Here is a 15,154-nt window from a genome sequence, read left to right on the forward strand (position 1 = left end):
TTATTTCTTTTTACCAATACGGCTTTCTTTACCTACAAGTAAACGGCTTATATTGGCCTGATGACGCCATAGTAGCAATAAGCTCAATGTGATAATGCAGGCGGCCAGGGCTTTATCTAAAGGCCATAAGCTGCCTGCTATGAGTAAATAATAAGCGGGCGCCAGCACAGCCGCAATAATGGCAGCAAGTGATGAGTAACGAGTGGTGTAGGCCACTAGTAGCCAGGTTAATACGCATAAAAGTGCTAATAAAGGTTGTATGGCAATTAAAATTCCAATTGCAGTGGCTACGCCTTTACCCCCTTTAAAACCTAGGGTAAAAGGAAACACATGGCCTAAAAATACGGCAATTGCACTAAAGGCAATTACCAATGTGGGTAGCTCAAAATAAAAGCTGACTGCTTGCGCTATCCACACTGCAGCACAGCCTTTTAGTAAATCACCCAAAAGAGTAAAGGCAGCCGCTTTTTTATTACCAGAACGTAGTACATTGGTAGCCCCCGGGTTATGAGAGCCAAAAGTTCGTGGATCATCTAAACGCATAATATGGCTTACAATAACGGCAAAGGGGAGTGAGCCCAACACATAAGCAAAAGCAATAACAGCTACAGCAATAACCCAAAGCATATAGATAACCCCAAATAAAAAAGCGCAATGTGCACCACAATCTGTGGATTCTACTCGATGAAAACAAATCCTACAAAATAAATTGAGTATAATTCAATCACGTTTCTACACATATTTAGAGAGGCTTATGAAAATTCTTCTTGCCAATGATGATGGCTACAACGCTAAAGGCTTACAGGCACTTTACGAGGCTCTTTATGATTTGGGTGAGCTCACTGTGATTGCGCCTGAAAGTAATTGTAGTGGTTCATCAAATTCATTGACATTAAACAGGCCCTTATCGGTCTCTAAGGCGCATAATGGATTTTATTATGTAAATGGTACGCCTTCAGACTGCATACATATAGCCTTAACCGGTATGTTAGATTTTAAGCCTGATCTAATTGTTTCAGGTATTAACAATGGCGCTAATATGGGTGATGATACGCTGTATTCGGGCACAGTCGCAGCGGCTATGGAAGGGCATTTATTTGGTATTCCTGCGTTGGCATTTTCTTTAGTTGAACGTAACTGGTTAAATTTGGATACTGCCGCGCAAGTAGCTAGAGAGATAGTGCAGCAAGCTATTTCACAGCCCTTAGCTGCTGACACTTTACTCAATATCAATATACCTGCTGTACCGTATGAGGTATTGAAAGGTAAAAAAGTAACGCGATTAGGTAAGCGATATCATTCTGAACCCGTTATTAAAAGTAATACCCCCTATGGTGATCCCGTGTATTGGATAGGTCGCGCAGGGCAAGCATCAGACTTTGCTACTGATACTGACTTTGGTGCTACCCAAAATTTATTAGTTTCTATTACTCCATTACGTTTTGACTTAACAAATTATGACCATTTAACTGCTACAAAAGAGTGGGTTTCATCAAAATGAACAAGAAGGCATCAGTGTATAGCACCTGTAATACGCGTATACTAATGCCTTAGTCGTATCATACTTATTATATTCATATATATTTTAAATTTATTCAGGAGAGTACTATGCAGCTAGCCGGCAAGACTCCGTCCCCCGCTGCTTCAATTTATACAGTTCAACGTTCTATGACTAAATTATTGACGGGCTTTTTGTTGGTCTCGGCGGTACTAGCAGGGTGTAGTACGAACACGCCTGCTCCCATTACGGATATTCATAGCACCACTCCAAGTACTGCAGTAGATACTCCTGCGGGTAATTACACCGTACAGCCGGGTGACACCCTGTATAAAATAGCTCAGCAACATGGCACCACAGTGCAAGCCATTGCACAGGCCAATGACATCACTGATCCTTCGCAGCTACGTGTAGGGCAAACGCTTGCTGTTCAAGGAGCTACAGCCGGCTCTGTTGTAGCTGCTAGCACACCCAAAAAAGCGGCGCCAGCTCCTACTACTCCTACTGAATCCTCTGAACCAAAAACAGAGACGCAACCGGTAGTAGAGGATGAGCAGGCTTCACCCGTAGCGACTAGTAGTCCACGCGCTAGTGATGCCAATTTAATTAGTTGGGGGTGGCCTGCCAATGGCACCATAATTCAAGGGTTTACTGCCAATACTAAAGGGATAGATATTAAAGGTAATATTGGTGATCCTGTTGTGGCTGCCGCTAATGGCAAAGTGATGTACGCCGGTAACGGGGTACGTGGCTTAGGTAACCTTATTCTATTAGGTCATAGTGATGGTTTTATCACCGCCTATGCCCATAATGACTCTTTACTAGTAAAAACAGGGCAAGAAGTGAAAAAAGGTGAAAAAATAGCCACCTTAGGTGAAAGTGATACTACTTCCCCTCGTTTGCATTTTGAAGTGCGCAGACGTGGCACTCCCGTAAATCCCATGTCTTATTTGCCTAGTCGTTGAGTTGGTTGAAGTTAATTTACTATGAGTTATTTATTAGATATTGAGTCTTTGGACTTAGAGGGGCGAGGCGTTGCGCACCGAGATGGTAAGGTGGTGTTTGTAGACGGCGCGTTGCCTGGGGAGCGTGTGCGTGCGCATACTACTAGGCAAAAACCCAGCTATGATCGCGCCAAGACGCTTGAAGTGATTCATCCTTCTTCACAGCGCACTACGCCCCCTTGCCCAAATTTTGATATGTGTGGGGGCTGCATTATGCAGCACTTACAGCCTGCTGCGCAGGTAGCTATTAAACAGCGAGTGTTAGAAGATGCTTTTCATCATTTAGGTAAAGTAAAGCCTAAACAGATTTTGCCACCTATGCATGGGCCGTATTTTGGTTATAGATACAGAGCGCGTTTTTCTTGCCGCTTAGTGAATAAAAAGGGCGGAGTGTTAGTGGGCTTTAGAGAAAGCAATGGCCGCTATGTTATGGATATGGAGGAGTGCTTAGTGATTCCTCCCCATGTATCAGCGCTATTACGTCCTTTAAGAGATATGTTGAGCACCTTGTCGCGCCCAGACCGTTTGCCACAACTAGAATTGGCAGTAGGAGATGGTGGCACAGTTTTGACACTACGCCACATGGAGCCTTTAACAGATAGTGATATCCAAACTTTAAAAGATTTTGGTTTAAAACACGATGTAATGTGGTGGTTACAACCTAAAGGCCCAGAAACGGTACATCCGTTAAATCGTGAAGATGCCGATAAGCTTTATTATGAGCTGCCCGATTATGATTTACGCATGCCTTTTAAGCCGTCTGATTTCACCCAAGTTAATCCACACATCAACCGCGAGCTAATTCGCCGAGCTTTATGTCTTTTAGAAATAGAGTCTGAGGATAGGGTGGCGGATTTGTTTTGTGGTTTAGGAAACTTTAGCTTACCCATAGGTCGATATGCTAAAGAGGTAGTAGGTGTAGAGGGTAGTGCTACTTTAACGCAACGAGCAACGGAAGCGGCGGCATTACATGGTATGAGTGAGAGCGCTACCTTTAGCACCTTAAATTTGTTTGAGGTAGATGAAGACTGGCTGCGAGGTTTAGGGTATTTTGATCGCGTACTTATAGATCCACCGCGTGATGGTGCTTTAGCGGTAGCCAATGCGTATGCCGCTTTATTACCTACTGAGCGCCCCAAACGTATTGTTTATGTCTCTTGTAATCCTGCTACTTTAGCGCGTGATGCCGGTATTTTAGTTAATGAGGGTGGTTACGAGCTTGCAGCAGCAGGGGTAATCAATATGTTTCCACATACAGGACATGTGGAGTCTATTGCGGTATTTGAGACCGTTAATTAATTAGTTAAAATGCGTTGAGCTTCAAGACGCACACGCTCAGGAGCAGTGCCACCAATATGGTTACGTGCTGCTACTGAGCCCTCCAAGGTTAGAACGTCAAAAATGTCTTCTTCTATAGAAGAGTGGAAGGCTTGAAGTTCTACTAACGACAAATCCGCTAAGTCACAGCCTTTTTGTTCACAGTCGCGTACGGCCAAGGCCACGGTTTCGTGCGCATCACGGAAGGGTAAGCCTTTTTTTACCAAGTAATCGGCTAAATCTGTAGCCGTAGCATAGCCTTGCAACGCGGCAGTACGCATAGCCTCTGCGTGCACTTGTATGCCTCCCACCATATCCACAAAAATAGTTAAGGTGTCGCGAATGGTGTCGGCCGCATCGAACAAGCCTTCTTTGTCTTCTTGGTTGTCTTTGTTGTAGGCTAAGGGTTGGCCTTTCATGAGGGTTAATAAAGCAATCAAATGGCCATTTACCCGCCCGGTTTTACCTCGAGCTAATTCAGGTACATCGGGGTTTTTCTTTTGGGGCATGATGGAGCTGCCCGTACAAAAACGGTCAGCCAGTTCAATAAAACCAATGCGTGGGCTGACCCATAAAACCAATTCTTCAGAGAAACGCGAAATATGTGTCATAATCAGCGCGGCTGCAGCGCAAAACTCAATAGCGAAGTCTCGGTCTGACACAGCATCTAAGGAGTTTCTACATACCCCGTCAAAATCGAGTAATGCTGCAGTTTGTTCACGATCTATAGGAAAACTAGTTCCTGCCAACGCGGCAGCGCCAAGTGGTGAACGGTTCACGCGCTTACGGCAGTCTTGGAGTCGCTCAATATCTCTGCCGAACATTTCAGCATACGCTAATAAATGATGGCCAAAGGTCACGGGCTGGGCTACTTGTAAATGAGTAAAACCAGGTAAAATCGTATCAGCGTGTTTAAGAGCCAGCTGAGCCAATGCTTTTTGTAGTTGTTTTAATAGATCAACGCTTTGATCTATTTCGTCGCGTAGCCATAAACGTATATCGGTAGCAACTTGGTCGTTGCGAGAGCGTCCGGTATGTAAACGTTTACCGGCATCACCAATAATTTCTACTAGGCGTTTTTCAATGTTTAAGTGCACATCTTCTAAGTCTAGTAACCATTCAAACTCGTTGTTATCAATTTCATTAATAACTTGCTGCATGCCCCGTTGTATCTCAACGAGGTCTTCTTGGCTAATTACCCCTACGGTAGCTAGCATTTGTGCATGCGCTAAAGAGCCTTGGATGTCGTAATGAGCTAAGCGCTTATCAAAATTAACAGAAGCGGTGTAGCGTTTCACTAAATCTGAAACAGGTTCTGAAAAACGGGCAGACCAAGCTTGGGACTTATTGTCGAATTGGTTGTGTTCGGTAGACATAAAAAGCAATATCCTAATAAAGATTAGAAAACTCAATAAATATATTTAATACACTATGTTAACCTTTTTGTTTTTGGCTTGGTGTTGATATTTTTAAGGCTAATAAAATGGAAGGCAGATTAGAAGAGAAGATTTTAGAAGGTGATTGGTATATACGTGGCTGGCTTTACCAGTATTTGCCCGAAATCTGGATGCAAATTATAGCGGGCATTCTATTTCTGATTATCGTGTACATGGTGTTACGACGCATTACCTCAATGGTATTGCGTGTTTTTGTGGGACGTTTTTTACAAACTATTGGGAAGCACGAATGGTTACAAGCCGCCCAATATAGGCATATAAGAAAGCATTTAAGTGATGCTATTCCCTTGTTTATTACGGCGGCTGGTCTAGGCTTAATTCCTATTGAGCAACACACTTTAGACTTTGTTTCACGTATTGTGTTTGCGGTGGCGCTATTCTTTTTGTTCCGAGCTATTAGTGCCATTTTATTAGCCAGCGAAGATATTTACGAAAGCCGTCAAAAAGATCAAGTGCGTTCTATTAAAGGCTATTTACAGTTGTTGCGCATGGTGTTTTGGTGCGTCTCTTTAATTATTTTGATTTCAGTGGTGCTGAATAAATCGCCCTTCTTAATGATTTCCGGTTTGGGGGCATTATCGGCGGTACTGCTTTTGGTGTTTAAAGATACCTTATTATCCTTAGTGGCGAGCGCCCAAATGAGTACCAATGATATGTTGCGTATTGGCGATTGGATTGAGATGCCACAAGCCAGTGCGGATGGTTATGTAATTGATATGGCGTTGCATACCGTAAAAGTACAAAATTGGGATAAAACCGTCACTACCATTCCTACGTATAAATTGTTTTCCGAAAGCTATAGAAATTGGCGTCAAATGTTTGAGTCAGGGGGGCGACGCATTAAGCGCAGCTTACGTATAGATGCACGTACGGTGCGCTTCTTAACGGAGGAGGAAATAGAAAGTTTGCGCCGTTTTGAGTTACTCAGAGAATACATAGATGAAAAAAGGCAAATCCTGGCTCAGGTGAATCAAGACGCCATAAAAGGAGAGATGCATCCCGTTAATCAGCGTCGTCTAACAAATATAGGTACGTTTAGAGCGTATGCGAATGCTTATATAAAACATAAAAAAGGGGTGCACCCTGATATGATAATGATGGTGCGCGTTATGGAACCCACGGCTGAAGGGATTCCTATGGAAGTGTATTGTTTCAGTAGTGATACCGCCTGGGTTAATTATGAGGCTTTACAAGGCGATATTTTTGATCATTTATTAGCCATATTGCCAGAGATGAATTTAAGGCTTTATCAATCGCCCTCAGGCGCGGATGTTACTGAGCTAATACGACACAGCACTTAATGCTACTATATATCATTACCTTGTTATGTCTTTTTTCTCTTAAAAAATGAAACAAATTACCGCCATTATTAAACCCTTCAAACTTGATGAGGTGCGTGAAGCCTTAGGTGAGCTTGATGTTAACGGCCTTACTATTACCGAAGTAAAAGGTTTTGGTAGACAAAAAGGGCATACTGAGCTGTACAGAGGCGCTGAATATGTGGTGGATTTTTTGCCAAAAATACGAGTGGATATTATTGTGCCCGCCGCCCGTTGTGAAGAAGTGATAGAAGCTATAGTGCGTGTGGCTCAAACGGGAAAGATTGGGGATGGCAAAATATTTGTCACCCCCGTAGAGCAAGTAATACGCATACGTACGGGTGAAACCGGCTTAGCTGCTCTTTAGTGTGACTCTTTTCTCTCTTGAAACCAAAGCCAGATTAAGGCCATTATTACTATGCCTACAATAGGAAAGGTGAGTAAGTTAAGACCATGCCAACCATAAAGCGCTAGCATTTGCCCTGATGAAAAAGAAGAAACAGCCACAGAGCCAAAAACGAAGAAATCATTAAACGCTTGTACGCGGCTAGTTTCTTCAGGCTGGTAGCAGTCTGTAACCAAAGTGGTGGCGCCAATAAAACTAAAGTTCCAGCCTACACCGAGCAAAATCAAACTTAACCAGAAATGCATCACGCTCAAGCCTGCTAAAGCGGCTAAACCCGCTGTGCCTATCAGCACAATACCCGTAAGAGTAATGGTGATTTTACCAAAGCGCTTAATGAGGATTGAAGTAAAAAAGCTCGGGCTAAACATCGCTAAAATATGCCATTGAATACCTAGCGTAGAGTCGCGTACACTGTGGCCTATATCTATCATAGCGAGTGGAGCTGCGGTCATCATAAAGCTCATTAGACTATAAGAGACCATGCCCGTTAATAAGGCCACGATAAAACGTGGGTTTTTAATAATTTCTATTAACGGTCTACCGGCTGCCGCAGCCCCTTTTTCTTTGGGTGGGGCTTGATGAATGGCATCGCCGCGCACTAAGGTAATTAGGGGGATGGCTAAGGCCGCTAAAGCGGCTTGGGCTAAGAAAGTAGCTGCAAAGGGTGTGCCGGGTATGAGATCTTGCGTAAACATAATGAGTTGAGTGGCAAGTACTGCTGCTACTAATCCCCCAAGCATCACCCAAGAGATGGCTTTAGGTCGCCATTTTGCCGCCACACTATCGGCGGCAGCAAAGCGATAATTTTGCACATAAGAGGAGTAAAAACCAGCTAGAATGGTCCCTAAACAAAAAACTACAAAGGACTGTAGGTTTATTCCGAAGTAAGCGGTTAAACCACCTGATATACCCAGTAAAGAGCCAATGAAATACGCATTTCGTCGGCCAATTTTACGCATAAAAAAAGCCGCAGGCAATATGCCTATTGCCATGCCTAGATTAAATAGGCTTACCGGTATGGTGGCGTACTCTGGGTTGGTAACCAACTGCTGGCCTACAATACCACCTAAGGCCACAACTAGCGCAGGGTTTGCGCCACCTAAGGCTTGCAGCCCTGAAAATAAAGCCGCGTTGCGTTTGCCGGGGCCAGAAAAAGAGTGTTGATTCATGAGAATTAGCTTAAGTGCAGGTTGTTAAAGATCAATTTATTACTTTAATTGATTAATTTAAAACTTAAAATTTAATTGTTTATATTATATGTTTATATATAAAAGTGAAATGAAGTAGATTATGGAAATACGTATATCAAAAATTATGGCCGATAGAGGTATGTGCTCTAGGCGTGAGGCAGATGCCTTCATTGAGCGAGGCTGGGTATCGGTAGATGGTCAAAAAGCCGTGTTAGGGCAAAAAGCACTGCCTGATGCCAAGATAACCTTACATCGTACGGCAAGAGAAAAGCAAACGCAGCGCGCTACTATTATTCTAAATAAACCCGTGGGGTATGTATCGGGTCAAGCTGAGAAAGGGTATAAAAATGCGGTGTCTTTAATTCAAGCCCACACGCAGTTTAAAGGTAGGGATAAAAAAACCCCACGTTTTAATCCATCTCATTTACGTGGTTTAGCTCCTGCCGGTCGTTTAGATATAGACTCTCAAGGTTTGTTGGTTTTAACCCAAGATGGTCGCATTGCGCGTCAGCTCATAGGGGAAGACTCAGCCATAGATAAAGAATACTTAGTGCGGGTTACGGGTAATCTTGATGAGCGTGGTTTAGCGTTGCTCAACTATGGCTTAAGTTTAGATGGTGAGGCCTTGCGGCCTGCTAAGGTGAGTTGGTTAAATCAAGATCAATTGCGCTTTATTCTCAACGAGGGTAAGAAGCGACAAATTCGTCGCATGTGTGAAGCAGTAGGTTTAAAAGTAGTTGGTTTAAAGCGCATGCGTATGGGGAATGTGGTGTTGGGTGATTTGCCAGAAGGAAAATGGCGTTATCTCAGACCCAATGAGCAGTTTTTGAAGGGGTGATGGTATCAATGGCATCCGTAACGATGCCTCTACAGCCCCAGCTGATTAACTCTTGGGCGCGTAAGGAGTCGTTGACGGTCCAGATACAGAGCTCATAGCCCGCAGCTAAAGTGTTTTTTACTACGTCTTTGGTGGTCAATTTGTTGTCTAAGTTTAAGGCTATACAGTCCAACCTTTGTAGGCGTTCTAGGTAGTCAAGGGGTAATTGTTTCTCAATGAGCAGGGCGCGCGGTAGGTCGGGTGCAGCAAGCTTAGCGGCTTCTAAAGCGACTTCTGAAAAAGAAGAGAGCAGAGGTGGTGTGCTGGCATGTTGCCATAAATCACGAGCTATGCGAGCTACTCTGGCGCCTGTTTCGGCCTCAAAACCGGTCTCAGGTTTAATTTCAATATTGCTATATATACCTTTGGCTATACTGTAAGTTGCTATGGTGCGTAGCGTTAATATAGGCTCGGCAATGAATTCCTCACTTAACCAGCTACCAAAGTCAAATTGCAACAGTTCCGTTAAACTATAGTTACTGGCCAAGCCTGAGCCGTTAGAAGTGCGATCAATACTATCATCGTGTAATAAGATAGCTTCGCCGTCTTGGCTTAGTTTGACGTCATACTCCATCATTTTAAAGCCATGTTGTGCGCCTAGGCGTACGGCAGCTAAGGTGTTTTCGGGAGCAAACTTACCGGCTCCCCGATGGGCAATAAGCGTTGGATATGGCCAATGATAGGTGGAAATTGTCATAAAAGAGATAATGTTTTGAAGTAAAATACCGGATTTGAACTAAAGTGGTAAACTGCTTTGGCTAATTCCTAATAGGTGACTCATGTTCAATTTTATTCGTAGACACCAACGCCTGATGCAGTTGGTGTTGTTAGTGCTTATTGTGCCATCATTTGTCTTGATCGGTGTGGGTGGTTATACCAATTATAATTCAGGTGATGAAGATTTGGTCACAGTGGGTGGTCAAACCATCACTTTGCAAGAGTTTGATGCCGCGCGTCGTAATCAGCTCAATGAGATGCAACGTTCTATGGGGGATGGTTTTGATCCTGCCTTAGTTGATACTCCTCAAGCCAAACAGCAGCTTTTAGATGCGCTGATTAATCGTCGCGCTTTAATTGAAATTGCTACCAGCCAGCATTTTAATGTGTCTGACATGGCATTACGCCAAGCCATAGCAAAAATGCCTGAAATGCAAGAAGAAGGGGTGTTTTCTGCTGAGCGTTATAATCAATTATTAGCAGGTGCGGGGTTAAGCTCTAAGGAGTTTGAACAGTCACAGCGTGCGGAATTGACACTAAATCGTGTGGTGGCCCCGGTTATTGAAACTGCGTTATTGCCACAAGATATTAGTGCTGAGCTGCAGAAAATTTTAACTGAAAGCCGTACGGTTCAATTACATAATTTTAGCGCTGAGCAGTTTATGGCTGAGCAAACGGTAACAGATCAAGAGATTGAAGCGTGGTATGAAGTCAATAAAGAACAGCTTCAATTACCCGATTACGTGAATGCTGATTTTATACTTCTTAATGAAGAAGCGGCCGTAGGTAGAGTAGAAAGTATAAAAGATGACGATTTACACGCTTATTATGAGCAAAATAAATCTCGCTTTTTCACCCCTGCTCGTATTCACCTTAGCCACATTTTAATTGAAACTGGCACCAGCGATAATGAGCATCAAGCCGCAAAACAACGTGCTAAAGAGATTGCTGAACAAGCTAAAGATAAAACCCAGTCTTTTGCAGAATTAGCTAAAGCCCAGTCTGAAGATAAAGGTAGTGCTTCGGCCGGCGGAGAGCTGGGATGGATTACTCAAGGTAATTGGCCTGAAGGCTTAGAAAGAGCCGTTTTCTCTTTAGACAAGGGAGAAGTCTCGGGGGTGATTGAAGGGCCAGACGGTTATCATATTTTCAAAGTAAATGACTATGAAGCGGAACAGAGTCAACCTTTTGAGACCGTACGTGATGAGATTACGGATGAGGTACGCCAACAGCTTGCGGCCGAACAGTTTGCGGAAATGGCCACTCAACTCACTAATCTCGTCTATGAAAGCCCTGAAAGCTTGGAGGCGGCAGCGGATGCTTTAGGCTTACCTATACAACAGGCCTTAGGTGTGGCACGTGATCGTTTGCTGACTAATGCCGAGTTAGGAATTACTGAACAGCCTGCCACAGCCGCCGAGTTGCTTGATGATCCTCGGGTACGTCGTGCACTATACAGTGCACAAGCGTTAGAGCAAAGACAAAACGCAGGCTTAGTAGAGCTGTCTTCCGATGCTATTTTAGCCGTTCGAGTGAATGATTTTGTGCCTGCGCATGTGCCTGAGTTAGCCCTGTTGCGAGATCAAGTCAAAGAGCAGCTGTTGTATGAGAAATCCTTAACTGCAGCACGTCAAGCCGGTGAGCAAGCGCTCAAAGAGCTAGCTGCGGGTGCGGAAAGTAATCTCAGTTTTAGCCCCTCTATAGAAGTAAGTCGTATAGATAGTCAGCAGTTGCCCAAAGAGACTTTAGAAACATTGATGAATGTAGATATTCAAGCGTTACCTGCTTTTACAGGAACTCAGAGCGCAGATGGCTATCAGCTTGTAAAAATAGTAGCACAAGAGAGTAGTTCTCTAGATCCTCTTATCGCCGATATGTTGCAAGCCCAGTTACAACAGTTATGGGGCGATGCCCAAGAGCAAGCCTTTTTAGAAGCTTTGCGTGTGCAGTTACAAGTTAAAGAGCTGCCCGCTATAGAAAAAGCCATGAGTGCTGAGCTAGACGAAGCACAGTAGTCCATGAAAAGAGTAAGGCGAGGAAGAGTAGCGCGGACGGCAACGCCGTCCTTTGAGTCTGATGCCCTTGTCACAGATATAGCAAAAGCACCATTGCAGCCACTTTTACAGGCGTAGCTATCTACGCGCTAGTATTATGGCTGCAAAGTTAAGCTACGCATTCCCTTTAACACGTACAATTTTTTGTACTTGCGGTACTTGACGCATAGAACGTATCACTTGAGCTAAGTGATTACGGCTATCTACTTGTATGGTTAGGTGTAATAACGTAGCAGCGCCTTCATCGTCAGGCATAGTTAGATGAAGAATATTGGAGTCCGCTTCGGTGATAGTAGCGGCTAAACGTCCTAATACACCGCGCTCATTTAGCGCAGTCACATCTAAGCGCGTAGATAAATGGCGAGCCGTTTGCGTATCCCAAATAACCGGTATCCAGCGCTCAGGCTCTTTGGCTTGAAGGCGTTGCGCTACAGTACATTCAGCCATATGCACCACTAAACCATGCCCCATACGTATACCGCCAACAATGGCATCACCCGGTAGGGGACCGCAACAAGGGGCTAATTGCACGGCCTGACCTTCGTTGCCATGGATAACGACGGGCGCGCGGGTATTAGAAGTGAATTCATCCACTGCGGCAGCGGTGGTTTCTACTAAGGGGTTATTAGCAATAAAGCGTCTAGCGACTACAGCAGCTAAGCGTTTACCTAAACCTATATCAGCTAAAATCTCTTCATGCGATGCTGCCCCCGAGTTTTTAGCTACATTTTCCCAAGTAGTGTCATCATCGGCAGGCATTTCAATGTTGAGTTCAGTGAGTGCTTGCTTTAAGAGACGACGACCAAAGGCGACGGACTCTTCGTATTGTACGGTACGTAAGTAATGGCGAATCTCAGATCTAGCACGTCCCGTACGCACGTGATTTAACCACTGCGCACTAGGTCTAGCGGCTGGGGAGGTCACGATTTCTATCATGTCGCCACTTTTTAGTTCGCTGCGCAATGATACAAACTTATCATTGATCTTAGCGGCAACCGCGTGGTTTCCTATGTCTGAGTGAATGGTATAAGCGAAATCAATGGGAGTAGCTCCGCGTGGTAAAGATATAATTTTGCCACGAGGTGTGTTGACATAGACCGCATCCGGGAATAAGTCCACTTTGACGTGATCTAAAAACTCACCAGAATCGCCCGTTTGACTTTGAATATCAAGTAAAGACTGTAACCAACGATGAGTGCGTTTTTGTAACTCATTTAACGAAACGTTTTCGTCTTTATAGAGCCAATGAGACGCCACGCCTTCTTCGGCCACATGGTCCATTTCACGTGTGCGGATTTGAAACTCTACAGGAGTGCCATAAGGGCCAATTAGCGATGTATGTAAAGACTGATAGCCATTGATCTTAGGGATGGCAATATAGTCTTTGAACTTGCCTGGCACGGGTCTATAAAGCTGATGTAAGGTACCCAAAGCTAAATAGCACTCAGGCAAGGTGTGCACAATAATTCTAAAACCATAAATATCTAATACATCGGAAAACGATTTTTTTTGCTCTACCATTTTACTAAAAATGCTGTAGAGCGATTTTTCACGACCAGAGATATCGGCTTCTATACCAGCCGCAGGCAGAGCCGCATGAACAGCATCGCTGATTTTACCTAAGGCGTCCCGGCGATTGCCTCTAGCGGCAAGCAGCGCTTTATGTAAAACGCGATAGCGATTTGGGTAAATGGCCTTGAAGCAGCGATCTTGAAGCTCTCTAAAGAGCGCATTTAAACCTAAGCGGTGTGCAATGGGGGCGTAAATGTCTAAAGTTTCTTTAGCGATGCGATGCTGTTTATCTGAGCTAACGGCATCTAAGGTGCGCATATTGTGTAGACGGTCTGCTAGCTTGATGAGAATAACGCGCACATCTCTAGACATGGCCAACAGCATCTTGCGGAAACTTTCCGCTTGTTGTTGACTTCGGGTTTCAAAGTGCAAGCGCTCAAGTTTAGATACGCCATCTACTATTTCAGCGACATCAGTACCAAATTTTTCAGCTAACTCTTGTTTGCTAACGTCTTGATCTTCTATTACATCGTGTAATAGCGCTGCCATTAAGGAATCTGCATCCAGTTTCCACCCAGCACAAATTTCAGTTACGGCGATAGGATGAGTAATATAAGGCTCACCACTAGAACGAAACTGACCTAGATGTGCTTCATCAGCTAGTTTATAGGCTTCACGCACGCGTTCAACTTCGGACTCACTGAGGTATTTGCTGATGATCTTAGTTAAAGGAGCCAAGGAAGCAATGGTATTTTTGGCAGGTGTGAGTTTAGGTACTGACACCGTATCTTTACGTCTGCCAATTCTAGACCCTTTTTTAATAACGGCGAGTAAGCCCGATGATGCGTTTTTAAAAGTAGGTAATGCCATTGCTTGTCTTTTCTCCTGTGGTCATAGTTGATGTGTTAAGTAGGAACTTTACGCAACATTTCTAAACCGGTAACGCCAGCAGCGATTTCGCGCAGAGCGGTTACTGTGGGTTTGTTTTTGCTTTCGAGCCGGGGTTCATGACCTTGCGCAAGTTCACGCGCTCGGTAAGCGGCTACCAAGGTTAAATTAAAACGATTAGGAATCTGTTCTAAGCAGTCTTCAACCGTAATACGTGCCATAAGGGTCTACCTGTAAAAATAATAAATAATCTATAATAAATCTGCGGCCACAGAGGCACTAATACCTAACTGATTAAATAAATCAGCATGGCGCTTAGCTTGTACTGGCGTACGTAAGCGACTGGATTGGATAATTGCTGTTAATTGTGCCAAAGCGACATCGAAGTCTTTGTTAATAATAGCATATTGGAACTCACCCACATGAGCCATTTCGCCACCTGCAGCTAATAAACGGCGTGAAATGACTGAATCTTCGTCTTGGCCACGCTTACGTAAGCGTTTTTCTAGTTCGGCAATAGAAGGCGGTAAAATAAACACCCCTATGGCTTTAGGAAAGTGCTCTCGGACCTGACGTGCACCTTGCCAGTCTATCTCTAATAAAACATCATGCCCATCATTTAGTGCTTGGTGCACAGGCTGGGCGGGAGTGCCATAAAAGTTGCCATGAACCTCAGCATGTTCGAGTAAATTATTGCTATCACGTAAACGTTGGTATTCAGCCGTAGTAATGAAGTGATAATGCTCGCCATTTTTTTCACCCGGCCTAATAGCTCGCGTGGTACAAGAGATAGAAAGCGTGATGTTTGGCTCATTAGCTAATAGCGCATTAACTAAGCTGGACTTGCCGGCACCACTGGGAGCAGCGATTAGATAAATGTTTCCTGGGGTAGGGGTTGTCATGAATGAATAAACC

At 44.2% G+C, this 15,154-nt stretch carries 14 protein-coding genes; 7 read left to right on the forward strand and 7 right to left on the reverse strand.

The window, feature by feature from the left end:
* On the reverse strand, nt 1–627 hold the full coding sequence (plsY, locus tag AC2UZJ_RS08640; protein ID WP_486949742.1) for a glycerol-3-phosphate 1-O-acyltransferase PlsY: 627 nt from the start codon (nt 625–627) through the stop codon (nt 1–3).
* A gap of 127 nt (nt 628–754) precedes the next feature.
* On the opposite strand from plsY, the gene surE reads away from it, so the two are divergent.
* The 3 genes from surE (at nt 755) to rlmD (ending at nt 3,801) form a co-directional block, all read left to right on the forward strand.
* Nucleotides 755–1,501, forward strand: coding sequence for a 5'/3'-nucleotidase SurE (gene surE / locus AC2UZJ_RS08645; protein ID WP_486949743.1), 747 nt, complete (start codon nt 755–757; stop codon nt 1,499–1,501).
* Between the two features lie 167 nt (nt 1,502–1,668).
* Complete coding sequence (locus AC2UZJ_RS08650) at nt 1,669–2,463, forward strand: peptidoglycan DD-metalloendopeptidase family protein (RefSeq protein WP_486949744.1); 795 nt, start codon at nt 1,669–1,671, stop codon at nt 2,461–2,463.
* 21 nt (nt 2,464–2,484) lie between these two features.
* The gene (gene rlmD, locus AC2UZJ_RS08655; RefSeq protein ID WP_486949745.1) at nt 2,485–3,801 is read left to right on the forward strand and encodes a 23S rRNA (uracil(1939)-C(5))-methyltransferase RlmD; all 1,317 of its coding nucleotides are present in this window, start codon (nt 2,485–2,487) and stop codon (nt 3,799–3,801) included.
* Here the strand turns inward: rlmD and argH are convergent.
* Nucleotides 3,798–5,195, reverse strand: coding sequence for an argininosuccinate lyase (gene argH / locus AC2UZJ_RS08660; protein WP_486949746.1), 1,398 nt, complete (start codon nt 5,193–5,195; stop codon nt 3,798–3,800). The genes rlmD and argH overlap by 4 nt on opposite strands.
* A gap of 107 nt (nt 5,196–5,302) precedes the next feature.
* On the opposite strand from argH, the gene AC2UZJ_RS08665 reads away from it, so the two are divergent.
* On the forward strand, nt 5,303–6,577 hold the full coding sequence (locus tag AC2UZJ_RS08665; protein WP_486949747.1) for a mechanosensitive ion channel domain-containing protein: 1,275 nt from the start codon (nt 5,303–5,305) through the stop codon (nt 6,575–6,577).
* A 46-nt stretch (nt 6,578–6,623) separates the two neighbouring features.
* A complete protein-coding gene (locus AC2UZJ_RS08670) occupies nt 6,624–6,962 on the forward strand; it encodes a P-II family nitrogen regulator (RefSeq protein ID WP_486949748.1) in 339 nt (112 codons plus the stop codon).
* Here the strand turns inward: AC2UZJ_RS08670 and AC2UZJ_RS08675 are convergent.
* Nucleotides 6,959–8,170, reverse strand: coding sequence for an MFS transporter (locus AC2UZJ_RS08675; protein ID WP_486949749.1), 1,212 nt, complete (start codon nt 8,168–8,170; stop codon nt 6,959–6,961). The genes AC2UZJ_RS08670 and AC2UZJ_RS08675 overlap by 4 nt on opposite strands.
* 118 nt (nt 8,171–8,288) lie before the next feature.
* Between AC2UZJ_RS08675 and AC2UZJ_RS08680 the strand changes: the two genes are divergently transcribed.
* A complete protein-coding gene (locus AC2UZJ_RS08680) occupies nt 8,289–9,029 on the forward strand; it encodes a pseudouridine synthase (RefSeq protein ID WP_486949789.1) in 741 nt (246 codons plus the stop codon).
* On the opposite strand, the gene ugpQ is transcribed toward AC2UZJ_RS08680, so the two are convergent.
* Complete coding sequence (ugpQ, locus tag AC2UZJ_RS08685; protein WP_486949750.1) at nt 8,998–9,765, reverse strand: glycerophosphodiester phosphodiesterase; 768 nt, start codon at nt 9,763–9,765, stop codon at nt 8,998–9,000. The genes AC2UZJ_RS08680 and ugpQ overlap by 32 nt on opposite strands.
* 82 nt (nt 9,766–9,847) lie before the next feature.
* Between ugpQ and AC2UZJ_RS08690 the strand changes: the two genes are divergently transcribed.
* The gene (locus tag AC2UZJ_RS08690; protein WP_486949751.1) at nt 9,848–11,800 is read left to right on the forward strand and encodes a SurA N-terminal domain-containing protein; all 1,953 of its coding nucleotides are present in this window, start codon (nt 9,848–9,850) and stop codon (nt 11,798–11,800) included.
* A 153-nt stretch (nt 11,801–11,953) separates the two neighbouring features.
* On the opposite strand, the gene AC2UZJ_RS08695 is transcribed toward AC2UZJ_RS08690, so the two are convergent.
* The 3 genes from AC2UZJ_RS08695 to gmk are packed head-to-tail and all read right to left on the reverse strand — an operon-like array spanning nt 11,954 to nt 15,141.
* Nucleotides 11,954–14,221, reverse strand: a complete 2,268-nt coding sequence (locus AC2UZJ_RS08695; protein WP_486949752.1) for a RelA/SpoT family protein — start codon at nt 14,219–14,221, stop codon at nt 11,954–11,956.
* 35 nt (nt 14,222–14,256) lie between these two features.
* Complete coding sequence (gene rpoZ, locus AC2UZJ_RS08700; RefSeq protein WP_486949753.1) at nt 14,257–14,460, reverse strand: DNA-directed RNA polymerase subunit omega; 204 nt, start codon at nt 14,458–14,460, stop codon at nt 14,257–14,259.
* Between the two features lie 30 nt (nt 14,461–14,490).
* Complete coding sequence (gmk, locus tag AC2UZJ_RS08705) at nt 14,491–15,141, reverse strand: guanylate kinase (protein ID WP_486949754.1); 651 nt, start codon at nt 15,139–15,141, stop codon at nt 14,491–14,493.
* Nucleotides 15,142–15,154: the final 13 nt, after the last annotated feature.

The sequence above is a fragment of the Paenalcaligenes sp. DL 309 genome (assembly GCF_057475285.1).